The sequence below is a fragment of the Desulfomicrobium macestii genome (genome assembly GCF_014873765.1).
Lineage (GTDB): Bacteria > Desulfobacterota > Desulfovibrionia > Desulfovibrionales > Desulfomicrobiaceae > Desulfomicrobium > Desulfomicrobium macestii.
In genome coordinates, this window is sequence record NZ_JADBGG010000020.1 from 1 (window position 1) to 26,838 (window position 26,838).

Annotated in this window: 26 protein-coding genes; 21 read left to right on the forward strand and 5 right to left on the reverse strand. The window is 51.6% G+C overall.

Annotated features, from left to right (window positions below):
- The first annotated feature begins 118 nt into the window (after nt 1–118).
- From H4684_RS12930 to wecB, 11 genes are all read left to right on the forward strand, one after another.
- The gene (locus tag H4684_RS12930; RefSeq protein ID WP_318779643.1) at nt 119–1,069 is read left to right on the forward strand and encodes an oligosaccharide flippase family protein; all 951 of its coding nucleotides are present in this window, start codon (nt 119–121) and stop codon (nt 1,067–1,069) included.
- On the forward strand, nt 1,066–1,590 hold the full coding sequence (locus H4684_RS12935; RefSeq protein ID WP_192624052.1) for an acyltransferase: 525 nt from the start codon (nt 1,066–1,068) through the stop codon (nt 1,588–1,590). Before H4684_RS12930 ends, H4684_RS12935 begins: the two co-directional genes overlap by 4 nt.
- On the forward strand, nt 1,587–2,678 hold the full coding sequence (locus H4684_RS12940; RefSeq protein WP_225940420.1) for a glycosyltransferase: 1,092 nt from the start codon (nt 1,587–1,589) through the stop codon (nt 2,676–2,678). The genes H4684_RS12935 and H4684_RS12940 overlap by 4 nt, the downstream gene beginning before the upstream one ends.
- Before the next feature lie 180 nt (nt 2,679–2,858).
- On the forward strand, nt 2,859–4,010 hold the full coding sequence (locus H4684_RS12945; RefSeq protein ID WP_225940421.1) for a glycosyltransferase family 4 protein: 1,152 nt from the start codon (nt 2,859–2,861) through the stop codon (nt 4,008–4,010).
- Between the two features lie 161 nt (nt 4,011–4,171).
- Complete coding sequence (locus H4684_RS12950; RefSeq protein ID WP_192624055.1) at nt 4,172–5,212, forward strand: Gfo/Idh/MocA family protein; 1,041 nt, start codon at nt 4,172–4,174, stop codon at nt 5,210–5,212.
- Nucleotides 5,213–5,293: 81 nt separating this feature from the next.
- Nucleotides 5,294–7,423: a bi-domain-containing oxidoreductase gene (locus tag H4684_RS12955; protein ID WP_192624056.1), complete on the forward strand. Its 2,130-nt coding sequence runs from the start codon at nt 5,294–5,296 to the stop codon at nt 7,421–7,423.
- A 39-nt stretch (nt 7,424–7,462) separates the two neighbouring features.
- Nucleotides 7,463–7,702, forward strand: a complete 240-nt coding sequence (locus tag H4684_RS12960) for an AbrB/MazE/SpoVT family DNA-binding domain-containing protein (RefSeq protein ID WP_192624057.1) — start codon at nt 7,463–7,465, stop codon at nt 7,700–7,702.
- Complete coding sequence (gene mazF, locus H4684_RS12965) at nt 7,702–8,037, forward strand: endoribonuclease MazF (protein ID WP_192624058.1); 336 nt, start codon at nt 7,702–7,704, stop codon at nt 8,035–8,037. The genes H4684_RS12960 and mazF overlap by 1 nt, the downstream gene beginning before the upstream one ends.
- 2 nt (nt 8,038–8,039) lie before the next feature.
- The gene (locus H4684_RS12970; protein ID WP_225940422.1) at nt 8,040–9,710 is read left to right on the forward strand and encodes a heparinase II/III family protein; all 1,671 of its coding nucleotides are present in this window, start codon (nt 8,040–8,042) and stop codon (nt 9,708–9,710) included.
- Nucleotides 9,711–9,713: 3 nt separating this feature from the next.
- Nucleotides 9,714–10,973, forward strand: coding sequence for a glycosyltransferase family 4 protein (locus tag H4684_RS12975; protein ID WP_192624059.1), 1,260 nt, complete (start codon nt 9,714–9,716; stop codon nt 10,971–10,973).
- A 101-nt stretch (nt 10,974–11,074) separates the two neighbouring features.
- Entirely contained in the window at nt 11,075–12,229 is a 1,155-nt protein-coding gene (gene wecB / locus H4684_RS12980; RefSeq protein ID WP_192624060.1) for a non-hydrolyzing UDP-N-acetylglucosamine 2-epimerase, read from the forward strand.
- 116 nt (nt 12,230–12,345) lie between these two features.
- Here wecB and H4684_RS12985 read toward each other — a convergent pair whose 3' ends face one another.
- The 3 genes from H4684_RS12985 to H4684_RS12995 form a co-directional block, all read right to left on the reverse strand.
- Entirely contained in the window at nt 12,346–13,014 is a 669-nt protein-coding gene (locus tag H4684_RS12985) for a hypothetical protein (RefSeq protein ID WP_192624061.1), read from the reverse strand.
- Entirely contained in the window at nt 13,011–13,406 is a 396-nt protein-coding gene (locus tag H4684_RS12990; RefSeq protein ID WP_192624062.1) for a T6SS effector amidase Tae4 family protein, read from the reverse strand. The genes H4684_RS12985 and H4684_RS12990 overlap by 4 nt, the downstream gene beginning before the upstream one ends.
- A 446-nt stretch (nt 13,407–13,852) precedes the next feature.
- Complete coding sequence (locus tag H4684_RS12995) at nt 13,853–14,296, reverse strand: hypothetical protein (RefSeq protein WP_192624063.1); 444 nt, start codon at nt 14,294–14,296, stop codon at nt 13,853–13,855.
- A 369-nt stretch (nt 14,297–14,665) separates the two neighbouring features.
- Here H4684_RS12995 and H4684_RS13000 point away from each other — a divergent pair, with 369 nt between their 5' ends.
- Together H4684_RS13000 and H4684_RS13005 are read left to right on the forward strand one after the other, a co-directional pair.
- The gene (locus tag H4684_RS13000) at nt 14,666–15,337 is read left to right on the forward strand and encodes a hypothetical protein (RefSeq protein ID WP_192624064.1); all 672 of its coding nucleotides are present in this window, start codon (nt 14,666–14,668) and stop codon (nt 15,335–15,337) included.
- A gap of 133 nt (nt 15,338–15,470) precedes the next feature.
- Nucleotides 15,471–16,115 (forward strand): DUF4124 domain-containing protein, encoded by a 645-nt coding sequence (locus H4684_RS13005; protein WP_192624065.1) that lies wholly within the window; start codon nt 15,471–15,473, stop codon nt 16,113–16,115.
- A gap of 412 nt (nt 16,116–16,527) precedes the next feature.
- Here the strand turns inward: H4684_RS13005 and H4684_RS13010 are convergent, their stop codons facing one another.
- Both H4684_RS13010 and H4684_RS13015 read right to left on the reverse strand, forming a co-directional pair.
- Nucleotides 16,528–17,070 carry a hypothetical protein gene (locus H4684_RS13010; protein WP_192624066.1) on the reverse strand — a complete coding sequence of 181 codons (543 nt, stop codon included), beginning with the start codon at nt 17,068–17,070 and terminating at the stop codon, nt 16,528–16,530.
- Nucleotides 17,071–17,247: 177 nt separating this feature from the next.
- Nucleotides 17,248–17,931 (reverse strand): Cys-Gln thioester bond-forming surface protein, encoded by a 684-nt coding sequence (locus tag H4684_RS13015; RefSeq protein WP_192624067.1) that lies wholly within the window; start codon nt 17,929–17,931, stop codon nt 17,248–17,250.
- 510 nt (nt 17,932–18,441) lie between these two features.
- On the opposite strand from H4684_RS13015, the gene H4684_RS13020 reads away from it, so the two are divergent.
- The 8 genes from H4684_RS13020 (at nt 18,442) to H4684_RS13060 (ending at nt 26,444) form a co-directional block, all read left to right on the forward strand.
- Nucleotides 18,442–18,636 carry a type II toxin-antitoxin system VapB family antitoxin gene (locus H4684_RS13020; protein ID WP_192624068.1) on the forward strand — a complete coding sequence of 65 codons (195 nt, stop codon included), beginning with the start codon at nt 18,442–18,444 and terminating at the stop codon, nt 18,634–18,636.
- A complete protein-coding gene (gene vapC, locus H4684_RS13025; protein WP_192624069.1) occupies nt 18,633–19,025 on the forward strand; it encodes a type II toxin-antitoxin system VapC family toxin in 393 nt (130 codons plus the stop codon). The genes H4684_RS13020 and vapC overlap by 4 nt, the downstream gene beginning before the upstream one ends.
- A gap of 124 nt (nt 19,026–19,149) precedes the next feature.
- A complete protein-coding gene (locus H4684_RS13030) occupies nt 19,150–19,389 on the forward strand; it encodes an AbrB/MazE/SpoVT family DNA-binding domain-containing protein (RefSeq protein ID WP_192624070.1) in 240 nt (79 codons plus the stop codon).
- Nucleotides 19,390–19,759: 370 nt separating this feature from the next.
- Nucleotides 19,760–20,404, forward strand: a complete 645-nt coding sequence (locus tag H4684_RS13040; protein WP_192624071.1) for a hypothetical protein — start codon at nt 19,760–19,762, stop codon at nt 20,402–20,404.
- A gap of 423 nt (nt 20,405–20,827) precedes the next feature.
- The gene (locus tag H4684_RS13045) at nt 20,828–21,373 is read left to right on the forward strand and encodes a VPLPA-CTERM sorting domain-containing protein (protein WP_192624072.1); all 546 of its coding nucleotides are present in this window, start codon (nt 20,828–20,830) and stop codon (nt 21,371–21,373) included.
- A gap of 762 nt (nt 21,374–22,135) precedes the next feature.
- Nucleotides 22,136–22,852, forward strand: a complete 717-nt coding sequence (locus H4684_RS13050) for a PEP-CTERM sorting domain-containing protein (protein ID WP_225940423.1) — start codon at nt 22,136–22,138, stop codon at nt 22,850–22,852.
- A gap of 377 nt (nt 22,853–23,229) precedes the next feature.
- Nucleotides 23,230–24,780, forward strand: coding sequence for a VPLPA-CTERM-specific exosortase XrtD (gene xrtD / locus H4684_RS13055; protein ID WP_192624073.1), 1,551 nt, complete (start codon nt 23,230–23,232; stop codon nt 24,778–24,780).
- Complete coding sequence (locus H4684_RS13060) at nt 24,777–26,444, forward strand: glycosyltransferase family 4 protein (RefSeq protein ID WP_192624074.1); 1,668 nt, start codon at nt 24,777–24,779, stop codon at nt 26,442–26,444. Before xrtD ends, H4684_RS13060 begins: the two co-directional genes overlap by 4 nt.
- Nucleotides 26,445–26,838 lie beyond the last annotated feature (394 nt).

Genomic DNA, 26,838 nt, shown 5'->3' on the forward strand with positions numbered 1-26,838 from the left:
GATTTTTGTCGAGATGAGGAGCGAGACCGGCGAAGAATTCGTCGGAGCGCAGATTACCGTAGAGCGGTGTTAATCATGAATAAATCAACGGGCTGTTAGTGCCATACTGATCTGCTCCGTGATTGCCATGATAGCTTACAACGATAAACTGGATATCTGTCTGGCAATTATTTGCCTTGCTTTTTACAAATATTTTGAATCAAAATCCGATCTTGTTCATGGTTTTCTGCAAAGACAAGAGCGGATGGATCTGATTGCTCTCTCCATTATGATCCGTGGTGTCGGTAATGTCTTGGTCATGACAACAGCATACTTTTTCACTCAAGAATTAACATTGGCTCTTGCAATTTCTGTCGTCAAAAGTTGGGCAGTTTATTATTATATCGATAACAGAAATTATCTTCGCCTATATAAAGATCAGAATTTTGTTCATAAAACAGTGTTAGATTTATTTCAGATCGCGTGGCCACTAGGTATTGTCGTGTTTGCCAACACCTTGAACCTAAATATCCCACGTTATTTTATTGCGCACTATTACGGTGAATCTTTTGTCGGCATATTTGCCTCGATTAGTTACTTTCTTGTTGCTGGTGCGACTCTTGTCAACGCAATAGGTCAATCGGCTATACCGCGATTAGCTAATTTAGGTATCGCAAACATGCTGGCTTTCAAGGCGTTATCTCAAAAAATTTTCGCTGTTATTGTTTTAATAGGTTTGATTGGCGTTTTGATTGCTCATTATTTTGGCGATTGGATTCTGCATTTAGTTTATAATGACGTTATTTCCAATTATCATTTGTTGTTTATGCAAATAATGTGGTCCGGGGTCGCTGTTTACTCTTCAGTTGCAATTGGGTGTAGTCTTACAGCTTTAAGAGATTTTAGGTTACAAGGGTATTTTTCAATTATTAATATTGTAATTATGCTGGTCACTTCTTTTTTTCTAGTTAGTTATTACGGTTTGTCTGGGGCGGCTGTAGCAATTGGAGTAACACACTTGATCAAATTATTCATAGCGTGGCTCCGTATGCGATATGTTTATAAATATTGGAAATTGGATTATGTATGAACATACTAAATGCTGCGCTCAATTGGTATAAGTGTAAAACTAATCCGGTAAAGTATGCTCGAAGTTTGGGTGTTAATATAGGACAAGAATGTCGATTAATTAATATAAAACCAGGTTTTGGAACTTTTGGATCAGAGCCGTATTTAATAACAATTGGCAATCATGTAACTATAACTGCAAATGTTCAGTTTGTAACTCATGATGGAGGTGTATGGGTGCTACGGTTGAAGGATCCTGCATTAGACGTATTTGGTGAAATACTTATAGGTAGTAATGTATTTATCGGGTATGGCGCTATTATTATGCCGAATGTGCAAATTGGTAATAATGTTGTAGTTGGAGCTGGAACAATTGTTACAAAAAATGTTCCTGATAATGTTGTTGTAGCTGGAGTTCCTGCTAAAATAATTTGCACTTTAGATGAATATAAAAAGTCAGTTCTAAAAAACTGTTTCAGGATTAATCATTTGTCTGCTAATGAAAAGAAAAAATTTTTAATAGAAAAATTTAAAAAATTATGAAGTCTACTTTACGAATTTTACACGTTATATATGCTTTGTCAGGTGGTGGCGCAGAGAGGCAATTGCATCTCTTGATTAAGCATGCGCCGCCTGAAAGCACTCATGCCATATTGTGTGTCGACCAGCGTAACGCAGATATAAATGAATGGCCCGTTGAATTATTTGTACACCAACGGCGAGGCAAATTTGATTGGGGCTTCTTCCGTACGTGTCGTAATTGTATTTCACAGTTTAATCCGGACGTTATTCATGTTTGGTTGCCCCCAGTGATTTCGATACCCGCATTGGTTATGGCCGCCATACAAGGTAAGCCAGTGGTATTTTCGTACCGTAATTTAATGCGATTCCGCCGTGCTTTGGATGTCGTTGAATACTGTGCCGCATTGTTGTGTTCAACGAAAGTTATTTCCAATAACCTAATTTGCCAATCGTCTTGGGCTTATCGGTTGCTATATCATTTGAAGAATGGGTGTACGATTCCAAATGGTTTTGACTTTTCCGCTCTGGGTAATCAAATTGGACCATCTGTTAAAAGTGGCGATCTTTTTCGTTTAATATTCGTTGGTCGCTTGGTTGAACAAAAAAATATTCTTTATCTGATTCGCGCGTTGGCTTTATTGCCGCGTAAATACAATTGGCAACTTAACGTCTATGGTGAGGGTAGTCAAAAATCAGATGCGATAAAAATTGCATCTGAACACGGCATTATCCAAAACATTGTATTTCATGGGTTTGAACCTGACATTTTTTCAAAAATTGCGGAAAGTGATTTGCTCGTTATTCCCTCTGTTAGCGAAGGGATGCCTAACGTTTTAATCGAAGCCTTATCCATAAAAATACCCGTTGTGGCTTCGTCTATACCAGCTATTCTTGACGTAGTCGGCGATTCTGAATCCTCTATATTGATAGATCCAAGCGATCCAAGAAATATTGCTGATGGAATACGGATGTTTATGGATAATCACGGCGTGTATTTAAAAAACGCAGAAAAAGGGTTTTTAGTCGCAAAAAGGTATGATGCACGCACTATGTCGATTAAATATTACGATGAATATGAAAAACTGAATATCAATCATCTTTTAAACTGAAAATTTTTATTAACATTAAATCTTAAAAAATACTGAATTTTGCAAATTTGCTATGCTGTTATCATTGAACTTTTTACTCTTAGAACTGACTTGAGCATGAATTCTTTATACTCAAAATTCTGGTGGACACGATGCTAATTTCTATTGATGAGGTTGAGTCTATTTTATTTGGATATAAACATGAATTTATGTATTGATGCTTCTAATATTCGTTTAGGCGGTGGTGTTACGCATCTTGTTGAGTTGCTTAATGCTGCAGATCCTAATAAACACGGAATTAATAATGTTATTGTATGGGGCGGAAAAAACACCCTTGCAAAATTACCAGAACGATCTTGGCTTAATAAAATTAATCCAGACGTTTTGAATCGAGGATTACTGCATCGCATCTTATGGCAACGGTTTAGCCTGTCACGTCTTGCTCGTGATGCAAGTTGTGATGTCCTGTTTGTGCCGGGAGGGAGTTATGCGGGGAACTTTTGGCCCATTGTCACAATGAGTCAAAATTTACTGCCTTTTGAATGGGCAGAACTCCGTCGTTACGGTTGTTCTTTTAATACTCTGAAATATTTCTTATTACGCTATACCCAGTCTAGTAGTTTTCAGAATTCAGATGGAGTGATTTTTCTCACAGAATATGCGAAACATAGTGTTCAGGATGTAACCGGTTATCTTTCTTCTGAAACAGTTGTTATTCCTCATGGTCTTAATTTTCGATTTCAAATAAATCCTAAAGTTCAGCATCCGATTGCAAATTATTCAGATTCAAATCCTTTTTCTTTGCTTTATGTCTCAATTATTGATCAGTACAAACATCAGTGGCACGTTGTTGAGGCTGTTCATAAACTAAGACAATCTGGCTTGCCAATTATTCTCAATTTTGTGGGGCCTGCATATCCCCCTTCTTTGAATCGATTACAATCTGCAATTAATCAATATGATCCCGAGAAATGTTGGGTAAAGTATTATGGTTCTGTCCCCTATGAATTTTTACATGATATTTATGCTCAGGCAGATCTTGGTATATTTGCTTCTAGTTGCGAGAACATGCCAATTATACTTCTTGAAACTATGGCTGCTGGATTACCAGTCGCTTGTTCAAATCGTGGTCCAATGCCTGAAGTGCTTGGTAATGCAGGGCTTTATTTTGATCCTGAAAATCCAGCAACGTTATCAAAGACTATTTTAGATTTTATTAACTCTCCATTACTTCGAAATGAAAAAGCTTACTCTAGTTTTGCGCGCTCTCAACAGTATTCATGGTCTCGTTGTGCAGATCAGACATTTGCTTTTTTTTCAAGTATCGCAAATAAAAAACGTACAAAATTTTAGTTTTTACTTTATTATTTTTAAAAAATATATATTTAATCTGAGAGGCTTATATTTTGGATTATACGAAACAAAATTTCGCTTTTAAATTTAAAAAAACTGTTCGCTACATTCGACTCTATGGAATTAAGCGTACATTGGTCAAAATTAAAGGCCAATATCATATGAAGAAACTGTATTCAAATTTGCCAACAATTTTGATAAATAGTGATTCTGGTCATTTAGGAGTGATTGGCTGTGGAAATTATGCTTTTAGCAATATTGCTTACTATATTTATAAAAATTATGGTAGCGTCATTCGAGGAGCAATGGACGTTGATATAAATAAGGCAGCTTCGTTATATGAAAATTATGGTTTAAGTTATTATACTGAAAGTGCAGATAAAATAATCCACGATCCTGGTATCGATTTGATTTATGTCGCATCAAACCATGCATCACACGCTGAATACGCGATCCAAGCGCTCCAAGCAGGTAAGAGTGTACATATTGAAAAACCACACGTTGTTCGAGAAGATCAATTGCAACGACTGTGCGCAGCAATGGCAGAAAATAAGGGCCGGGTGAACCTTGGCTTCAACCGCCCACATAGCAGAATTGGCCTGGCTATAAAAAAATATCTTGATGCAGAAGCAGGGCCTACGATGTTCAATTGGTTTATCGCCGGTCACGAAATTTCACCTGAACATTGGTATTTTAAAGACGAGGAAGGCGGACGGGTTTTGGGGAACTTGTGTCACTGGACTGATTTTGTTCTGCAACTTATCGCACCAAAAGATCGATATCCGTTAACTATCACACCTACGCGTGGCAAGAAATCAGATTGCGACATCGCGGTTACATACATGTTTGGGGACGAGAGCATTGCGGCCATCACTTTTTCAGCGAAGGGCCATACTTTCGAGGGGGTTCGTGAACGTTTTGCCGCGCATCGAGGTAATGTTTTGATTTCGATGGATGACTTCAAAGATTTAACTGTCGAAGTCATTGAGAAGAAACACAAGCTTTCACCTTTTTTTCGCGATCATGGCCATGAGCGGAATATTATACGTAGTTACGAGATGGTTCGACCACGTTCCGGAGTAGCACCCGACAACTGTTCACTTGAGTATGTATGGGAGACTGGAAATTTATTCTTGAAAACAAGGGAATCCCTGGAGACTAATCAAAAAATTGTGATTCATTCTGGTTGGAATGGCTCGTAAATAATAACGTTGGTAGAGATTACTTGCTGATTCAATGTGCGTAACCAAACATAATATTCCAGCCACAATCGAGAATTTAAATTGAAACAAATCCTCCAAAATCTCAAAAACGGCGCTACCGAACTGATCGACAAACCCTGCCCCCTGCCTTCCCGTCATCAGCTCTTCATAAAAACCTCCGCCTCCCTTGTCTCCGCCGGAACCGAGCGCATGCTCATCGACTTCGGCAAGGGCAATTACTTGCAAAAGGCCAGGCAGCAGCCCGACAAGGTCAAGATGGTCATCGACAAGATCAAGACCGACGGCCTCATGCCGACCATTGATTCCGTCTTTGCCAAGCTCGATACACCCTTGCCCCTTGGCTATTGCAACGTGGGCCGCATCGCGGAGATCGGGTCTGCCCTTGATACGGGTTTCAAGGTAGGGGAGCGGGTGGTCAGCAATGGGAACCATGCGGAAGTGGTGTCTGTTTCACCCAACCTGTGCGCTCGCGTTCCTCATCCTGTGTCCGACGAGGCCGCAACCTTCACCGTTGTCGGGGCCATTGCCCTGCAGGGCATCCGTCTGGCCCAGCCGAACCTGGGCGAGTATTTCGTTGTCACGGGCCTGGGACTCATCGGGCTGCTGGCCGTTCAGATCCTGGTCGCCAACGGCTGTCAGGTGCTCGGCATCGACTTTGATTCCTCAAAGTGCGCTTTGGCCCAATCCTTCGGGGCGCAGACCGTTGATCTTTCCAAGGGCGAAGACCCTCTCAAGGCAGCCCAGGTTTTCAGCCACGATCGGGGCGTGGACGGCGTGCTCATCACCGCATCCACCAAGTCCTCGGAGCCGGTCATGCAGGCGGCGGCCATGTGCCGCAAGCGCGGCCGCATCGTGCTGGTAGGGGTGACGGGGCTGGAGCTGTCGCGGACCATATTCTACGAGAAGGAACTTTCCTTTCAGGTGTCCTGCTCCTATGGACCGGGCCGCTATGATCCCGAGTACGAGGACAAGGCCCAGGACTATCCTTTCGCCTATGTGCGCTGGACCGAGCAGCGCAACTTCGAGGCCGTGCTGGACCTCATGGCTTCCGGCAAGATTGATGTTTCGCCGCTCATCACGCACCGCTTTTCCATCGAGGAGGCGAAGAAAGCCTATGTGATGATCGCGGACAATACGGAACCGTTCATCGGCATTGTCCTGACCTATTCCCCGGACCAGGTGGACATGCGCCGCACCATCGCCCTGCCGGGCAAGGACGAGGCGGTGGCCGCGTCTGCGCCGGTCATCGGCATGATCGGGGCGGGTGGCTATGCGGGCGGGGTGCTGCTTCCGGCCATGAAGAAGGCCGGGGGCGCGCGCTTTGCGGCCATATCCTCCAGCACGGGCGTATCCGGAACGCATCTGGGGAAGAAGTTCGGCTTTGCCACGTCCACCACGGACACGGACACTCTTTTTGCAGATCCCGCCATCAACACCCTGGTCATCACCACGCGCCATAACTCCCACGCAGCCATGGTCAAAAAGGGCCTTGCGGCGGGCAAGCACGTCTTTGTGGAAAAGCCCCTGTGCCTGACCCTGGACGAACTGGCCGAGATCGAGACCCTTGCAGCAGATCATCCGAAGCAGTTGGTCATGGTCGGTTTCAACCGCCGCTTCTCGCCGCTGATCGTGGCTCTGCGCCAGGCCCTTGCTTCCATGAGCGAGCCCAAGGCCATGATCATGACCGTCAACGCCGGGGCCATCCCCATGGACCACTGGACCCAGGACCCCAAGGTGGGAGGCGGGCGCATGATCGGGGAGGGCTGCCACTTCATCGACCTGCTGCGTCATGTGGCCGGATCACCCATCGCCTCGTTCGAGGTCACGGCTATGGCCGGGGCATCCCGCGACAGCTTCAGCGTGAACCTCGGCTTTGCAGACGGCTCCATCGGCACGGTTCATTACTTGGCAAACGGCACCAAAGCCTATCCCAAGGAACGACTGGAAGTCTTTTGCGGCGGGCGCATCCTGCATCTGGACAATTTCAAGACCTTGAAAGGGTACGGCTTTCCCAAGAAGGGCTTCAAGAATGTGCGCCTGTGGCGGCAGGACAAGGGACAGCTCGGGCAGATGAAGGCTTTTTTCCAAGCCGTTGCCCAGGGCGCGGTAGCGCCCATCGGGCGTGATGAGATCTTTGAGGTCAGCAGGGTGACGCTGGAACTGGCGGAACGGCTTGCCAAAGAGGTTTGAAGTATATACTATGTAGATACTTTAAGCCGGGAGGATGGCATGGAAGCAAAAACCGTCAAATGGGGCAACAGTCTGGCGCTCAGAATACCAAACGCGATCGTCAAGGATTGCGGCCTTGCCGAGAACACGCTCGTCGATATCTCATTCAGAAAGGGCGAGATCGTCATCAGGCCCATGCGCAAGCAATATGCGCTGTCCGAGCTGCTGGCCGGAATAACCCCTGAGAATATTCATGGCGAGGTCGGCATGGGTGAACCCGTGGGTCAGGAGCTGTTGTGATGTACGTTCCCGATCGTGGTCATGCCGTATGGATGAATTTCAACCCCCAGGCCGGACATGAACAGGCTGGCCATCGCCCGGCGCTGGTGATCTCGCCCGCTTCGTATAACGGGCGGACGGGGCTGCTCCTGTGCTGCCCGATCACGAGCCAGATCAAGGGGTATCCTTTCGAGGTGAAGATCGAGGGCAATCCATCGATCTCGGGGGTTGTGCTGGCGGATCAGATCAAGAACCTGGATTGGCGGGTGCGGGGCGTGAAGTTTGTGACCGAGGTGGACGACTCCGTGCTCGAAGAGGTTTTGGCCAAGTTCGAAGCGCTGTTGCGCTTGGAATAAGCATGAGTCGCGCGCAAGGCTTCAGCCTGCCTGGTCAGATGCGCCTCCTGCGCACGGTATCCCACCTCAAGTTTCGGCAGATCTTTTTCCAGCTTCTGCGCCGCTTGGAGCCGAAGAGGCGGGTGTCCGTTCCCGTGGGCATTTCTCCCAGACCGGGCCTGTCCCTGACGCCGCCACTGCCGCGCGACTGTGGCGGCGAGCCCTGGGCCTTCACCTTCATAGGCGTACGCAAGAGCTTCGACCCCGCCCGTTTCGATTGGGCGAGCTTGGAACAGGACAAGCTCTGGCGCTACAACCTGCACTATTTCGATTACCTGCATGAACCGGAGCGCAGCAACGGGCCGGAGCTGATCGAGAGCTGGATTGCGTCCAACCCGCAGGGCAGGATGGATGCCTGGGAGCCGTTTCCGGTCTCGCTGCGGCTCGTCAACTGGATCAAGTTTTTCCTGTCGTCTGCCGCGCCGTCCCCGGTGCCTGCGTCGTGGCTGGACAGCCTGGCTCTGCAGGCCCGCTGGCTCTCCAAAAATATCGAATACCATCTGCTGGCCAATCACTATTTCAAGAACGCCAAGGCTCTTGTCTTTGCGGGGGGCTTTTTCGACGGCGTGGATGCGCGGCGCTGGCTGAACCTTGGTCTGCGCATTGTGTCCGAAGAGCTGGCCGAACAGGTTCTGGTCGACGGCGGGCATTTTGAGCGCAGCCCCATGTACCACTGCATGATCCTGGAGGACTGCCTTGACCTATTGAATCTGTGCCGGGGCAGCGGGTTGCCGGAGCTGACTGAGCTTGCGCGGGAACTGGAACGCGTGATCCCGGCCATGCTTTGCTTTGCCGGGGGCCTGACCCATCCTGATGGCGGCATTGCCCTGTTCAATGACGCGGCGCTCGGCATCGAGCCTGATTTCGCGCAGCTTCGGGATTATCATGAGCGGCTTGGAGGGGATCCAATAGCGCAGCCGATGGCGCGTGTTCTGCCCTTTCCCGCAAGCGGATATTTCCGGCTTGAACCGATGCCCGGTGACATGCTGGTCGTGGACTGCGGCCCAATCGGCCCGGACTATCAGCCGGGGCACGCGCACTGCGACATCTTGAGCTTTGAACTGTCCTTGAACGGGCGGCGGGTCATCGTGGATTCCGGGTGCAGCCAGTATGTGGACGGCGAAATCCGCCAGTACAACCGGGGTAGCTTGGGCCACAATACGCTGAGCATCGACGGCGTGAATCAGTCCGAAGTGTGGGGGGCGCACCGGGTGGCCCGCCGCGCAAGGCCGCTCTTTGCAGAGGCAAGGGATGACGGCGACACGCTGATTTTCGAAGGGGCTCACGATGGCTACAAGCGCCTTCCGGGCAAGCCGATACACAAGCGGCGCATTGTCTGGTCCGGCGGACGCATCGAGATCCGCGATCAGGTGGAAGGGCAGGGCGAGCACATGTTGGAACTGCGCTTGCACGTCCACCCGGACTGGACTGTGGAGTCCAGCCAATCAGGACTCGTGATCCTGAAGCTGGGGAAGGAGCGCCTCTGCGTTGTATCGACGCTGGGCGATCTGGAACTTGAGCGGGGCTGGTATTGTCCGCGATTCGGGCAGCCATTGCCGTGTGCCGTGCTTTGCGTGCGCCAGCGGGCGGTTCTGCCCTGGACTGGCGGTTTTGTCATGACCAAGGAGAGCTGACGCGTGCATATTCTTTTCCTGTGCCACTATTTTCCGCCCGAGGTGAACGCCCCAGCCTCGCGCACCTATGAGAACGCCAAGCGCTGGGTGCGGGCCGGGCACAAGGTCACGGTCCTGACCTGCCACCCGAGCCATCCGGGCGGCGTGGTCTATCCGGGTTTTAAAAACTCGGTTCATGCATGGGAAGAGAAGGACGGCATCCGGGTACTCAGGGTGGGCACCTATTTGAGCGCGAACAAGGGCTTTGTGAAGCGCACGGCCAACTATGTATCCTTCATGCTCTCGGCCATTGCGCAGTGCTGGCGGGTGAAGGACGTGGATCTTGTTGTCTCGACATCGCCCCAGTTCTTCTGCGGCATGGGCGGGTATTTTGTGTCCCGCTTCAAGGGCTGCCCTTGGGTGCTGGAGATCCGCGACCTGTGGCCCGAATCCATCATTGCCGTGGGCGCCATCACGAATCGTCGCGTGATCAAGGCTCTCGAAGGGATTGAGAGTTTCCTGTACCGCAAGGCCGACCATATCATTTCCCTGACCAACGCCTTCAAGCGCCACATCATGGGCCGGGGCATCGCGGCGGAGAAGATCAGCGTCGTGACCAACGGCGCGGATCTGGAACGCTACAGTCCGGGCGAGCGCATGAACGAGGCGCGCAAGGAATTGGGGCTGGGCGCGGACGTGTTTCTGGCCTCCTATATCGGCACCCACGGCATGGCCCACGGCCTGGGAACCATCCTGCGCGCGGCCAAGCGCCTTGAGAACGAGCCGAACATTCGTTTTCTGCTGGTGGGTGACGGGGCGGAACGGGAAAAGCTGCTGAGCGAAAAGGAGGCCCTGGGCCTGCACAACGTCATCATGCGTGGGCAGCAACCCAAAGAGCGTATGCCGGAGTTTCTGGCCGCAAGCGATGCCTGCCTGGTGCTGCTCATCAAATCGGAGCTCTTCAAGACAGTGCTCCCGTCCAAGATTTTTGAAGCCATGGCCATGAAACGCCCCATCATCCTGGGCGTGGAAGGCGAGAGCCGCGAACTGGTGGACGAGGGGGCCTGCGGCCTGTGCATTGAGCCGGAGAACGACCAGGAGCTGGCCGAGGCGGTGCTGAGACTGGCGCGGGAACCAGAGTTGGCGGCACAGCTTGGCGACCGGGGCGCGGAGTTTGTGGCGCGGCGGTTTGATCGCGAAGTGCTGGCGATGGCGTATTTGGGGGTGCTGGAAGAGGTGGCGCGGGGTGATGGTGTGACGGTTTCAGCGGAGGCCGTGAGTTGAGACTGGGGGGACTGGTGAATTGTGAATGGTGAATGGAAAGATATTTTATCCGCGCACTCATTTTTTAAATTTCCGGCGCAATGCGCCAAAGGTGACATTTGATGAAAATCATCTCCGTGGTGGGCGCTCGCCCCAATTTCATGAAAATCGCGCCCTTCGCGAAGGCCATAAGCGCGCATAATTCCGCCGATCCAGACCGGCCCATCGAACACATCCTCGTCCACACCGGCCAGCACTACGACGTACGCATGTCCGAAGGCTTCTTCCACAGCCTCGGCATCCCGGACCCGGACATCAATTTGGAGATAGGGTCTGGTTCCCATGCCGAACAGGTCGGGCAAACCATGATCGCCTTTGAAAAGGTGATCCTTCAGGAAAAGCCCGACTGGGTCGTGGTGGTGGGGGATGTCAACGCCACACTGGCCTGTTCGGTTGCGGCCAAGAAGCTGTGTGTCAAAGTCTGTCATATCGAGGCCGGTCTGCGCAGCGGCGACATGACCATGCCCGAGGAGGTCAACCGACTGGTCACCGATCGCCTGAGCGATCTGCTGCTGACTCCAGACGCCATTTCCGGTCATAACTTGCGGGCGGAAGGCGTCTCCGAGGAGAAGATCCGTTTTGTCGGCAACATCATGATCGACACTCTGGAAGCCAACCGCGACAAGGCCGCGCAACTCTCCATGGAAGACATTCTGCGCGAGAACCTGCTCCTGCCCGAGAAGGAAACCCCTGCCGTGGACTTGTCCGGAGACTTCGCGCTCCTGACCATGCACCGCCCCTCCAACGTGGATCAAAAAGAGGTGCTGGAGCCTATCCTGAACTTCCTCACGGGCGAAGTCGCCCCCAGAATGCCGATCATCTGGCCGATCCATCCGCGAGCCCGGAAGATGCTGGAAAACTTCGGACTGTGGGAAAAAGCCGTGGCCTGCGCAAACCTGGTCCTGTTGCATCCCATCGGCTACCACGAAATGCTCCGCCTCAACATGCAGGCCAGCATCATGCTGACGGACAGCGGCGGCCTTCAGGAGGAATGCTGCGTCCTGGGAACGCCCTGCCTGACGTTGCGCTGGAACACCGAACGCCCAGTGACCCTGAAGGAACACGGCGGAGCCAGTGTGCTGGTGGGGAACAATGTGGAGCGGATTCGCGAGGAATTTCACACGGCATTGGAGAGCGACAGGATGCCACAGCGGCCGGAGTTGTGGGACGGGTTGACGGCGGCGCGGTGCGTTTCTTGGTTGGTGGATAGTGAGTAGTGAATGGTGAATGGGGGGAGGCAGGGATGGAGGTGGGGATAGCTGCAGCGACAGAGGTAACGTGCCTTGCCAATCACTATTCACTATCCCGCTTCTTGAATTTTAAATAATGAAAATTATTTTGTTATGATGAACGATTCAGAATTAATGCAAAAGTATATGTTTTTTTGATTTTCTTGAGTCTGTTGTAGTATTGAGTTTCCACTTTCTAGTCTATAAATCAACGTGTATGTCTCGCCATTTTTTTTGTCGGTCCACTTTGCTTTGATAGATGGCGAGCCTAGTTTTTTCTCGCAGCACTCATCACTTTTGTTCATCGATACGCCGCATCCCCACATTTTTTTCTTATCAATAAGACATTCATGTAATGGTTTTGGAATATAGATTTCAACTTCTGGATTTTTCATCATCATTATGTTTTCAAAATTTTTATCAACTGAAACAAGCATAAGATGTGAAAATTTTTCATTCAGTATATTTATTAATTTTGAATTGTCGGATTCGATTCGGATTAATTTTTTTATATCTGTATTGATGAGTGGCGGTGTAAGCAGGAAGCCTCGCTGCGGGTGTCCTTGAAAAAAATTTTGCAGGTAATTATCTGAGGATCCAATTTTGGAATCACCACATATTAAGAATTGCAAATTTAATAATTCTTTATGGTGCCTTGCTATCTGTTCATAATCATTGCTGGATAGTTTAAGATTTATTGCATGAAGATATGTGTGACAGTATGTCATTATAAAACATGTCAGTATTGTGATGAACAGAGCTTTATTTTTCAATTGAGCCTCCAGAACCAGACGGGATTTGCCGTCCAATAAGCATCTTCATCATATGGAGCGCCATTTTCCCAAAGGCCGATGTGTCCCTGGCCTGAGAATGTCGGGATATTCATGTAGCAGATCACGCCATCCCCGCATGGGTTTCCCACGGAACCCGCCCAGCTTTGGTCCGGCACGCCCCACGAATTTCTCAACACTGCCGCCAGATCCTGCGCTCCGGTTACGAGATATTTGCCAAGTGCCTTTTTTCCATGGATTTTGAAGACACTCTCCATGCCAGGGTCCGCTTCGATCAAGGCCAGACTCATGCGGATTGCGCATGTGTTTTGATAGATCGACGAAATGGATTGTCTGTAATGCCTCTTCACTGATGCAAAACTTGGTCGCGCCATCGTTTCTGCCTCCGGGTTTTGTTCGTTGGTTGCGTAAGAGCGCAAACACGGATGAAATCCCGCAAAGCATACTTCAAGCTCGGCTGAAAAATATTGGAACAGGTAATGAGTTTGGCGGCAATGAGTGCGGAAAGTTCCTTACAGGTGGGGATGGGGGCGGGGAATCGGGATGAAACGCTCAGCCCCAACGGGGCATCATGTGATAGCCCGGGGCAACGCCCTGGGTATTAGGTCCTCCAAATTTCCAAGCCCTGAAAGGGCGCAACTCTTTGCCAGATTACAATCATCGGCCTAGCCAGGTGTTCCGCCCCTTCAGGGCTGGATTCCATTTGAACCTTGTTCCCAGGGCGTTGCCCTGGGCTGTCACCGTTCGCCCCGTTGGGGCTGGGACGCGACATTTCGTTGGGTTCTGCCCTGCCTCCATCCCTGTCTCACATTTCGGATTTTTAGCGCAGGCCAAAGGCTGGGTCGATGATGAAGCCTTTGGAGATGTCCCGGATCACTGGATCGAAGACTTTCTTGAGCGATGTTTCGTAGGTGAGTTCAAAGGTGGCCTGCGTTCCATGGGCCATGATTGATCTGCGATAGAAGATTCTGCCGTCCGCGTAGCCGGAAAGCACAAAAAAATCCTTGCCCAAATGTTTGTAGGTCACCTGCCGCCCCGGCGCGGCCAAGGCTTGGGCCATGGCCGCAGAGACTGTCTGCTGCGTATCGTTCATGCTCCCCCAGCAGCGCAGCTCGGCCAGGCCGTCCGGTGATGCGAATATCTGACCGTCCCCCGCATCCGACTCGCCCAAGGGCCCGAGCAACCGCTTCGGCCAGGCCAGGGCGTATCCATATTTGTGATTGACGTAGCAGCCGTATTCATCCGTACGCAGGCAGACATGCATCGTTTTATGCTTGGGCGGAGTGAGGTTTTTTCGGATGTGAGGGATGGCGCTTGTCTTGTCTGATCGGACTTCGCCAATCTCCTGTGCAGGCCTCGGGCAGTGCGTCCGTAAATACCCCTGGACTTGGTCCTGGCCGAGTCGCGCAGATTTTTTCGTTGCTTATCAGATTTGACTATCCTCAAGATACCGGTGTGTTGTCTGTGAATTCATCAAGTGCGTCATCTCAAGCTTCTGGTTTTGTCTTCTCGGAGGCGCCGGAAGTTGTTGCCAGTGCGCTGTTGTTGGCGAATGTCGGTATAAATTTTGTATACTGACTGATGATGAATTGAAACTATGCGGCGATCAATCCTTAAGATGGGCGAGGTTCCAATGAGCCGGATTCGGTATATTAAAATGTTGGCAGCGGTGGCCGTGTTTGCGCTTCTTGTTCCTGCCTTGGCAAGCGCGAATGTTTCAACAACCTTTGTCGGTTTTCAGGCCGAAATACATACAAACGGCGAGCAATTTGCGATCAGGAACATCTCTGACACCGCCACCATTACAGAGGTTCAGCTGACGTTGGGTACAGGAGCTTTGTTTGCTTCAGATTCCTTTTCGGTAGCAGGATTGACGGTTACACACTTTGCCGATGAGTCTCTGTACCCATCATGGGAAAACGCATTTACAACTGGCCTGACTTCAGTCGGTTATAATTCTGCTGTACTTTCTTCCGATATGAAGACAGCGACATTCTCGTTTACAAATTTTATTGCATCAGAAACGGATTTTGAGAGCGGTGAATCCTGGGGTGTTACATTTGGATTGACAGACATTGACGGTGACAGTGTGGGCGGTGCTGATATGAACTATGCCAAAATCGCAGTCACCTATGCAAATCCGGATGGAATACTCACCTATCTGTACGGAACATTTAACGGGAATAAACAATCCTTCCCTGCAGAAGTTGGAGAGTTGAGAGCCGTTCCAATCCCCGGCGCGGCCCTGCTCCTTGGTCCGGCCCTCCTCGGCTTGGTCGCGTTGCGGCGAAGAGAACTGGTCTGATTTCATCGGACGCGTTGAAGAACGTAATCGGGGGCAGGGACATTCTCTCTGCCCTTTTTTGCTTTTTTAAGCGCGATCCGCTGGGTTGCGACCAACGGCCAGGAACTCAATTTTAAAAAGTAAGGCGGCGGCCATGAAAAAGATCCTTGGACTGGTTCTGTTTGTGATGCTTGCATGCCCCGTCCATGCCGGCGGGTTTTACAAATGGAGGGATGCCGACGGGGTGCTGCATATCACCGACCATCCGCCCGACGAAGCTGTCGAGTCCGAAGTGGATTCCGAGACGCGCATCAACAAAGCTCCCATGGGTCAACGGGGCTCAGGTTCCCGGGTTCAGATTCAGGACCAGGGGCAGGGGTTGGGGCGTGTGCAAGGAAATCTTCCTGAAGAAGATAAGGCCCTTCAGGATACGATTAACCGCGTGAAATCCGAAATAGCATATCTGGAAAGCCAAAAACGCATGGACCCGTCCATGGAGCGTGCCGGACTTCGAAGCGACATCAGGCGGAAGCAGGAAATGCTACAGGATCTCTACCTCGAAGAAAGCGGGGTTTCCAAGGCGGAAATCGCGCTCAGAAGGATGCAGGAAAAGGAAAGAAGAATAAGTACAGCCTTGTCCTTCGCTTCCAAGCCCGTTCTCACGGGTCCTCAAGGTCAGGTCTATATTCCCGGCGCAGCTGGCAACTACATCAATACCGGGACCGGTGCAGTCATGTTGCCCCAAGGCGGGAACAACTATCTCAATACGCAGACCGGCAGGATCGTTACCGGAAACTGAAGCTCGTTCGTTGAGACACCTGTTGCCACAGGCAATAGGTGGGCGGTCAGAGAGGGCGAAAGGTGGACGCGGGATAGATGCAGTGCGTATGGCAGTGAATGGTTATTGGCTGAGTGCTGGGTAACGGCTAGCAATCGGGGTGAAACAGCCCCAACGGGGCATCATGTGATAGCCCGGGGCAACGCCCTGGGTATCAGGGCCGCCAAATTTTCAAGCCCTGAAAGGGCGCAACTCTTTGCCGGATTACAATCATCGGCCCGGCCCAGGTGTTCCGCCCCTTCAGGGCGGGATTCCATTTGAACCTTGTTCCCAGGGCGTTGCCCTGGGCTGTCACCTTGCGCCCCGTTGGGGCTGGGACGCGACGTTTCGTTGGGTTCTGCCCTGTCTCCATCCCTCTTTACATTTCAGATTGTTAGCGCAGGGCAAAGGCTGGGTCGATGATGAAGCCTGTGGAGATGTCCCGGATCACTGGATCGAAGACTTTCTTGAGCGATGTTTCGTAGGTGAGTTCGAAGGTGGCCTGCGTTCCATGGGCCATGATTGATCTGCGATAGAAAATTCTGCCGTCCGCGTAGCCGGAAAGCACAAAAAAATCCTTGCCCAAATGTTTGTAGGTCACCTGCTGCTCCGGCGCGGCCAGGGCTTGGGCCATGGCCGCAGAGACTGTCTGTTGCGGCGCATCGTTCATGCTCCCCCAGCAGCGCAGCTCGGCCAGGCCGTCCGGTGATGCGAAAATCTGACCGTCCCCCGCATCCGACTCGCCCAAGGGCCCGAGCAACCGCTTCGGCCAGGCCAGGGCGTATCCATATTTGTGATTGACGTAGCAGCCGTATTCATCCGTACGCAGGCAGACGTCCTCAAACGCCTCCATCGCCTTTTGCGACGCGCTCCCGGCCTCGATTGGGCTGATCGCAAGCAGCATCAAAACCGCCAGAAGGATTGTCGTTTCTTTCATGCGCAGCTTCCTCGTTTCGGTTCACGTGAAAATGGTTGTCATCATGCATGCAGCCTGGGTGTGGGGGGAGTCAAGATGGTGGGAAAGGTGGGGATGGAGGTGGTGAATGGTGAATGGTGATTGGGAAAGGCAGTGAAAAGGCGGAGCGTGGCCCCGCCTTTTGCGCAGTGGTGCCGTCTATGCCGCGAATTTTCTGCGGATGCCGACCAGGCCGAGGAGCGCCGGAGCGAGCAGCATGGCTGCGCCGGGGATGGGAACGGCATTGGTGCGGACGATCAGGTCTTGGAAGTTACCCTCAATCCCATCGTGCAACTGAATATTTGGCATGAGAATCTGATAGTTCAGGCCAAGGCCTAGGCTTGTTAGTTCGGCGAGTGATTTGGATGCGGCTAAGGATATCATCTCATCATAAAGAGTTTGGACGCTTTCAGGTTGGGTGATTGGGGTCCACTGATTTTCTGTGCCCAGCAGTCTCCATATCGAAGCCTGCAACGCCGTGATCGTGTCGCGATTATCGTCGCCGCTTAACCCGTTATAACCACCTGTATTAAAAGCGTACTCTTCCATGAGCCAAGCCGCTCTGTATTCTCCAAGTGTTGAAATCGCTTTGCTTGTAAATTCGTATTTATTGTTAAGATAAATAGTTTCGTCAAATTTTGCACAATATCCAAAAGTGTCCGTCACTCCTTGAAAACTAGCGCTAAAATTTATGTTAAACTCCGCATACGGTTCCCAATTAGATCCAGTATTTGCGGGTGTCCCCTCGTCAATTGTAAAATCGAAATACACTGCGGCATGTGCACTTGCTGAAAACAAGAGCAGCGTCATTCCAATAAAAAGGACAGTCATTTTTCGGTACATAAAAAATCCTCCCTTTAGAATTTATTGAATCGCTGCAAGCACATAGCGCAGCCTTGGATTTGTACATGTTGCGCTGAAAGTAATGAGCAATGTAAAAGCATAGAACGTGCCGATATTCGAATTGATCAACAGGGAAGACTAGAAATTCCATCATTCCGATTTTTATCATTTTTTGTGTTGCACAGCTTTACACAGATACAGGTGCGCGAACTTGGAACGGGATGGCATGGGACTTCGAGTCTGACCGCGCTGGACTGTGAGTTTGCCTCACTGAATTTTCGGGACGTGAATTACATTTGTTCTGGCCAGTTATCATGCATTCTTTTGTCTTGTCGGATCGGACCAAAAAAATTCGGGGTATCGCGACAGGAATGGCATGCTTTTCAGCTTTTGAATTCTGGATTTTTGTCCCAGCCCTATCCTTGGCGCGATCTGCCCCTCCTATGAATTCCGGTAGACGGAGGAAGTCTATGTGTATATTATTGTGCGAACATACACATAGGAGGCGTCATGCGTACCAACATTGTCATTGATGATCAGTTGATGGGGCAGGCATTGGAACTTTCCGGGCTCAAGACAAAGAAAGAGGCGGTGGAGGAGGGCCTGCGGCTGCTGATCGCCATGAAAAAGCAGGAGTCCATCCGGCAGTTTCGGGGCAAGCTGGCTTGGGTCGGTGATCTTGATGCCATGAGAAAAGACTCATGATTGTCGCGGATACCTCTGCCTGGATCGATTACTTTCGTGGAACCGTGGCTCCGCACACGGATTTGCTGGACCGTGAGCTTTCAAAATCGCGCATTATTATCGGCGACCTGATCATGACCGAACTTCTTCAGGGTTTCAGCGGGGAAAGAGAGTTCCAGGTTGCCAGGCAACTCATGGAGAGTCTGGAATACAGGGATTTTGTCGGCAAAGACATGGCGATTGCAGCGGCTCAGAACTATCGCATCCTGCGCAGAAAAGGGATCACGGTCCGCAAAACCATCGATGTTCTCATCGCGACTTTCTGCATCGAGAACGGCGTTGAACTTATCCACAACGACAGGGACTTTGATCCGATGGAACAAGTGTTAGGATTGAGGGTGCTTCGGTAGGTGAGAGGCGGGGATGGTGGTAGTGAATGGTGATTGGGAAAGGCAGCGATTGGAGAACGATGGATATAGGATAAGGGCTGGGATTGTGGGGACGGGGCATGCACTTTAAAAGCAGGAGGGTGGCATGGGAGGCAGAGTCGCCAAACGGGGTAGCGGGCTGGATCTTGGAATATCCGGTTCCATCGTCACGGACTTTGGTATTTTAGAGAATTCGCTCGTCGACACTTCATTCAGGAAGGACGAGGTCGTTATCGAGCCTATGCGTGAGAGGTACGTGCTCGGTGAACTGCTGGCCGGGATATCTTTGGAGAATGTCCATGGCGAAGTCGGTATGGATGAGCCCGTGGGACAGGAGTTTTTGTAATTTTATGGCAAGTCGTTAACGACGGTAATGACGAATCGGGGGCACGGCGGCGTCAACGGGCGTGTAGGGATAGAGGCGAGGATGGCGGCAGCGGGAAGATATGGGTTTGTCTGATTTTGTGAGACTGTTTGGATTTTCAGGGGAGGGCGGTTTGACCGCCTTTTTTTTGTCCGGCGTTGCTGCTCCTGACCTGTTGGATAGATTGGGGATTTCTATTCGAGCGCTACGCGCATGGCTCGCTTCTTGCGTTTGCATGACGCGCTATACTCTGCTTGTCTTGTCAGATCGGACAGTCGGGAATGCCGAGTTCTGGAACGCGGTCGATACAAGGAATAAGAATCCGCCCAAAAAAGGTTAAAAAGAGGGTAGTATGAGATTAAAATTGATCTGTTTTATGATGATTGCAGCGATGCTCTTGGGCATTGGCAGCGCTTGGGCTTCGGTGGTTAATGTGGACTATGGAACCACGTATTCTTACTGGGCAAGTAATGGTCAGTATCTGCCGACAACCCAATTTTCATTAGATATTGATGGTTTCAGTACATATGGATTCTGTGTGGACCCAATTAGCTCTATTGGAAAAGGTAATTATTCTTATAGCTTTTTATCATGGACTCCTGAGTTTCTACAAGCTGCGTGGCTTATGGATAATTATGCACGATTCGAAGGTGCAATTAATACTCGGAGTGAAACAGTAGGGCTCCAAGCATCCATTTGGTCTGCTGTCACGAATTTAAATTATAAGCCAGTATTTAATACTAGAGGTCAAAGATCCACTTATGAAAGTTGGTTTGGAAGCATTTTGGATTCTTTGGATGACCAAACTTTGGCGAATCTGCAGTCTGAATACAAAATTTTACTCCCGTTCCTGACTACCGCCTCAGGTAAGGTGCTTAACAAGCAGGCTCTCATCGTCAAATATCACTCTTCACCAGTCCCAATCCCCGGCGCAGCTCTGCTTCTGGGCAGCGCCCTGATCGGCATGGTCGGAGTGCGGAAGAAGTTCATGGCCTGACAGGCCGCTCCAAAACGGCGATCTGCTTCGCCAACAAAAAAAATCCAGGCCGAGTATGCACGTCCTGGATTTTTTTGTTTCCGTGCATCTGCGAAGGCGGGTTTATCCAGCCTTTTTTAATGCAAGAGCCATGGACTCGGTAGGTCCGAACGTTTCGGACTCTCCGAAGGCCTTTTTACGGGCTCGCAAGACCGACCTGGCGGTTATGCTATGAAGTTCGGCGGGTTGGACGAAAATGGGCTGCTGAAAGGGATGTCTCATGCGGCTGGACGGTGCGAGGAATGCTTGCTGTCTTGTCACAAGAATTTGTCGCAACATTCTGAATATTAATGTTTTTTATGGATTGGCATGATTGTTCCTAAGGCAGGTCAACTTTGAAAGGCCCGAAGACGAGTCACCAAAATATTCACAATGAGGTAGAAGATGAAAAAGGTTGCTTTGCTGACGATTGGTTTGTTGATGGTTTGTAATTTTGCATTTGCGGCTATTCATCCTATTGATACAACTACTGGTTCGAATTTTGATGTTGGTGAATTAGTAATTTCAGATATTTATTATGGTAAAGGTGATATTATCGGTGATCATGGTACTGAATTTACCCATATATATAATTTTAGTGTAAGTACTGATTTTTCTTTCGGTTTTGGTATGAATAATAGTCCAAATATTCAAACTGTTCCTTTTATAAATACAACTTTTGATTTTTTGGATTTGGAAGATTCTTACAATGCTAATTTATATAGTAGTAATGGTGGTGATTCTATCATTGGAGGGAAAACTTTTGCAAAAGATTTTTTGGATGCAGGCAGTTATTATTTAAAATTAATTGGAACAACTAGTGGAACGGATGGTGGTTCCTATAATGTCAGTTTTGCTGCCTCCAACCCCGTCCCCGTCCCCGCCGCCGCCCTCCTCCTCGGCGCTGGCCTGCTCGGCATCGTGGGTATTCGTCGCAGACAGATTTCCTAGCACACCTTCTTCATCCCAAATCTTACCTCATCGTCCTCACGGCCGGAATGGATCAGTCCTTTCCGGCTTTTTTTGTTGCGCCGTGGGTGAGGGTGGGGATGGAGGTAGTGATTGGTGATTGGGAAAGGCAGGGGTGGAGGCTTTTATTCTCTATTTACCATTTTTAGCGTCCAATTCTGGGCAGTCGGCGTCACGTTCAAACGGTGCGCGGATTTTAATGTTTTGTCCCCGCCTTTATCCTCGCTTCATCCCAGTCTTCTGTCCTTCCAATATATCCATCTGCTTGTAAAAACTTGCTTCTTCACTGTCGGATAATCTTACAGACTACGCTGCGCTTAATAGCGCGTCTGACTGGGAATTTCATGCTGCAGGAGATCTGTCCTGTTTGCGTCGAACTTCTTCAACGTGTTCGCATTCAAGATTATTTTTGCTGATAATTCTGGGATTGTGCTGATACGTCGCCGCTTTCGAAGGGGTGATGTGCGTAGTGTTCAGTATTGAAATATAGTTCATTTTGTCTGGTAATGCTTTAAGAATGCGGACTATTTTATTGGAAGTACGGTTTTTGCTTGTTTGTGGGGGATGATGGGCTTTGAAGGGGTGGGAGAGGTGAAGGCGAGGATGGGACAAGGGCGCTTTGGAGAAGAAGCGATCGTGGAATTGCCTGCAAAATTTCAAATGCAAGATATGATGATTGCATATTTTTATATCAGGATTCCGTTGTGAAGAAGGGAGCACTTTCCAAATGAAGGAGGTTTTTTCATGAAAAATTTATTCATTGCGATCGTTTTTCTGTCGATGTCTGTCTATTGCGTGAATGCGAATGCCTTGTCGTATACTTCCTTGGGATTCGATTACAATGCAGATATTCAGACCTATGGGTTTATTTCAGGCAGTCTGTTTCCTGAAGGAGACCTTAATCTGGGCGGAGTTCCGTTTTCCGTTCCATCCGGAACGGATTTGAATATTTGGCATAGTGAAATCGGTTCAACTTCTGGTTCCAAATCCTTGTCCGTGGATATCGGTCTGTCTGGTGTTGACAAGGTATATACCATCATCAACACCTATTGGGGGGAGAGCAGCCCGGGTTCGTTTGCGTATATTGAATTTGAAGGGGCCGGAGGAGCTTACTATCAGTATCTTCTCGATGGAAACTTCAACATCAGGGATTATTTCGGTGGGACGTATACGAATTCGTTGACCTCTCCTGATGCCGCCAATGTGTGGACAGAGAGTGGAGTCAGGCTTGATATGCAGACCATCGACCTGCCGGACGCCTTCCTCTTCGAGGACCAAATCGCCATGACCTTGGTGGATAACGGCGCGACCGGTTTCCAAAGGACATTTCTGTACGGCCTGACTGTGGGCACCCAGAACGGCGGCGGCGGCCCAAGCACGGTCCCCGAACCAGCCACCATCATCCTGCTCGGCGCCGGACTCCTGGGCCTGGCGGGCATCCGGCGGAAAATGACAAGCTGAAAAATCTCCTCAAGGCAAAGGAATTCGGCCGCCCCGCCTAAAAGTGGGGCGGTTTTTTTGCTGTAAATCTGCTGGATTCATGTGGTGCATAGTGAATGGTCAAACTCGCCTGCCTTCATTCCTGACTTTGGCTCAGCCCGCCCTTTACGTTCGTCCAGCCAAATCAGACTCATCTCACCGTTGCCTGGCGGCCCCTGAACCTCCAGAACCAGCGGCCTGCAAGGATTTCATGGCTTTTATTCAAATCATTTGCTTGGCACGGGACTTGTAAAAACATCGCGGTTTTGTCCTGTGGCTCGAAGGCCTTCCGTCGCGGCCGGGTACCATCTGAATCTTCCTGCTGATTCGCAATTTTCAATACAGAGTCTGGAGCATGCATGCCTCGAATCAATTGGCCGGGATGGGGTGCCGGTTTGGCCCTCGTGGCTTTTGTCCATCATGCGGTCATCATCCGGTTGGTGGGCAACGAGTGGGGCAGGGCGGATTTTGACTACTGCTACCTGATACCCCTCGTCATGGCCTACCTTGTCTGGGAGCGACGCGGCGAGCTTGCTGCCATCCCCTCCAGGGCTTCCTGGGCCGGGCTGTGGGCCTTTGGCGCGGCCGTGTTCTTCCTGCTGCTGGGCGAGCTTGGCGGGGAGTTTCTGTCCCTGTACATTTCGCTGTGGTTCGCCATCCTCGGCGTGTGCTGGACCCTGCTCGGCGGGCGCAAGCTCAAGGTCATCCTCTTCCCCCTTGCCCTGCTGCTCATGGCCTTCCCGCCACCTAATTACCTTTACGGCCGCCTGACCCTGGGCATGCAGCTCCTTTCCACGCGCATCGGGGTGGAATTTTTGCACCTGCTTGGCCTGCCCGCCTTTCGCGAGGGCAACGTCATCGACATGGGCTTTACCCAGCTTGAGGTCGTGGCCGCCTGTTCGGGGCTGCGCTTTCTCATCCCCCTGGCCATCGTGGGCATGCTGCTGACCTACTATTTCCGGGAAACGTGGTGGAAGCGGACCCTGCTCATGCTCTTCACCCTGCCCCTGGCCATCGTCATGAACGGGCTGCGCATCGGGGTCAGCGGCGTGCTGGCGCGCAGTTACGGGCCCGGCATCCTGGAGGGGGCGGCGCACGACACCATGGGCTGGGTCATGTTCCTGGTCTCGGCCGTGATCCTGCTGGGGTGCATGAAGCTCATGACCGCCAGGGGAAAGCCCATGCTGGTCGTCTTTGCGCCGGTGTCCGGCAGTCCCGCCATCGCGCGGGTTTCGCTCATGCCGCTTTTGGCCGGTCTGGCGCTTCTGGCGGCCACGAACGGGTATCTGCAATATCGGGCCATGACCCCGGACGTGCTGCCCACGGCCCGTCCCCTGTCGGCCTTCCCCGTGCGTCTGGGAGAGTGGGAGGGGGTGCGCGTGCCCATGGAGCGAAAGTTCATCGATGAACTCGATTTCACGGATTACGTGCAGGTCGATTTTCGCAATGGCGGGCAGCGGGCCGTGGATTTCTACGTGGCCTGGTACGACCGGCAGAGCAAGGGCGAGTCCATCCATTCCCCCGAGACCTGCCTGCGCGGCGGCGGCTGGCGCTTCGAGCGCGACGGGGCGGTGGAGGTTGCCGTGCCGGGCTACAGGACGGTGCGCGTCAATCGCACCATGCTGGAGCAGAACGGCCGGCGCATGCTCTCCTATTTCTGGTTCCCGGCCCGTGGCCGCTACCTGACCAACGGGGTGGAGCTGAAGCTCTACACCATGTGGGATTCGCTGACGCTGCGGCGCACCGACGGCGCGCTGGTCCGGCTCATCACGCCCCTGTATCCCGGCGAAGGGGAGGCGGACGCGGAACGGCGGCTGGTCGATTTTCTGGCCGTGGCCCTGCCGCCCCTCGAAAGGATGCTGCCGGGCAGGGACCCCGTGCCCGAAGCCATGAACAGGCAGGCGCCATGAATTTTCTGGTCAGCTTCTACATCGCCTTTCTGCTCTCGACGCTGCTGGTCCCTGTCGGCATCCGTCTCGGGCGACGCTGGGGCATCGTGGACAAGCCGGACCCGCGCAAGGTGCACACAGGCCTCATCCCGCGCACAGGCGGCATGGCCATCGCACTGGCCACGGTGGTCTCCCTGCTCGTGCCCCTGAACATGTCCCGGGAGCTGTCCGGATACCTGGGCGGGGGGCTCGTGATCCTCGTCTTCGGCATGTGGGACGACATGCGCGAGCTTGGCTACCGCATCAAGTTCTTCGGGCAGATCCTGGCCATCCTGTTCTTCACCCTGGTCTCGGGCATTCAGGTCACCTGCCTCGGCGAACTCCTGCCGGGACTCGTCGTGCATCTGGGGCCGGCGTCCATCGTGCTGACCATCATCTTCATGCTCGCGGTCATCAACATCATCAACCTGAGCGACGGCCTGGACGGCCTGGCGGGTGGGCTGTCCCTGCTCATCCTGCTGGCCTGCGCCTTTCTGGGCTATATCCAGGAGGCGGTGCTGCCCATCGCCATCACCCTGGCCGTGTGCGGGGGGCTGGTCGGATTCATGCGCTACAACGTGCATCCGGCGGAAGTGTTCATGGGCGACACGGGCAGCCAGTTCCTGGGCTTCACCATCGGCGCGTGCCTGATCATGCTGACCCAGAACCACTCCATCTACACGCCCATCCTGCCCCTGTTTCTTCTGGGCACGCCCATCCTCGACACGGCCATGGTCATGTACGAGCGCATCCAGGCCGGGCAGAGTCCGTTCAAGCCGGACAAGAACCATCTGCACCACAAGCTGCTGCGCGCCGGTCTGACCCAGGAGCAGGCCGTGGTCAGCATCTATTTTTTCCATTTCACACTCATCCTGACCGGCTTTGCCCTGCGCTTTGTGGCCGACTATGTGGGCCTGCTGCTCTACGCGCTCATTCTGGGAGCGGGGTTCGCGTTCAGGTCTGCGGTGCAGGGCAAGGATGTCAGCGCCGGGAAACTGTATGCGTCCATAAAGAGCGTGGTCCAGGCGGTCTTTGTCTGGAACACGAAAAGCGTCAATGTGCGCCATTGCCTGTCCTGGCTGTGCTGGAAAAGTTTTTTCCTGCTCTTCACCTTCTTCTTTTTCACGAACGTCTATTTCATCCGTCATGCTCCGCTGCCGACGGCGCTGGTCGCCCTGGCCGTGCTTGGGATATTGGCCCTCCTGTACTGGAAAAAAACCGCAGTGCTGGTGCCGTTCATGTACTACGCGATGCTGGCCGTCATTTTGTACGTGGTCGTCTTCGGAGAAGTGATAAAGGCGGACAGCGTCTTTCTGGTCATGGGGCCGGACGGGGTGACCGGCATTTTTTATGCCCTGAGCGCGCTGTATTTCGCCTGCATCATCCTGACTCCGGAGAAGGTGCCGCTCAATGCGCTCGACTACATCCTCATTGCCTTCATCAGTTCCCTCGCGTTGATGTCCGAAGGTCACGCGGAGCTTTTCGAGCTCAGGCAGATTGCCATGAAGGCCGTGCTGCTGGGGCTGGGGCTGAACCTGATCTATTCGCGCATCAGCAGAAACAGGGACTATGTGCTCTTCCTGCTGGCCCTGCTCTGCCTGGAGGCGCTGGTTCTGGCCGTGACCTCCGGCGCGCTCTTGCGATGAGAATCCATGCCAGGCGCAGGGCATGGCATGCCGTGGCGACACTCAAGAGCTTGGGTTTCTTGGCTTTGATATTGCAATTTCAGGCAACTTGTTCGCTTTGGTTCGCGCCTGGGGCTGGCCTTGCGGGCGAATTTGGGGTGTCTGTCGCTGCACGACAACCACGTGTTTGCCGTTTTCATGAAATATTCCGATTTGTTGATTGCGGCCGCGAGAGTTTGTCCGAGCTGGTCGGACTGGCGTTTGCGCCCTGTCGCGGGCGCTCCTGGCGCCGTCTGAATGTCCGGCCGGATCGGACTTTGAACGCTTTTAATTGCTGGCCGGTGCGGGTGCCAAGCGGCTCCGGCGCTTGAAAGACCGCACTTGCGGAGACTTTGATCGATACACATTCGAAGGA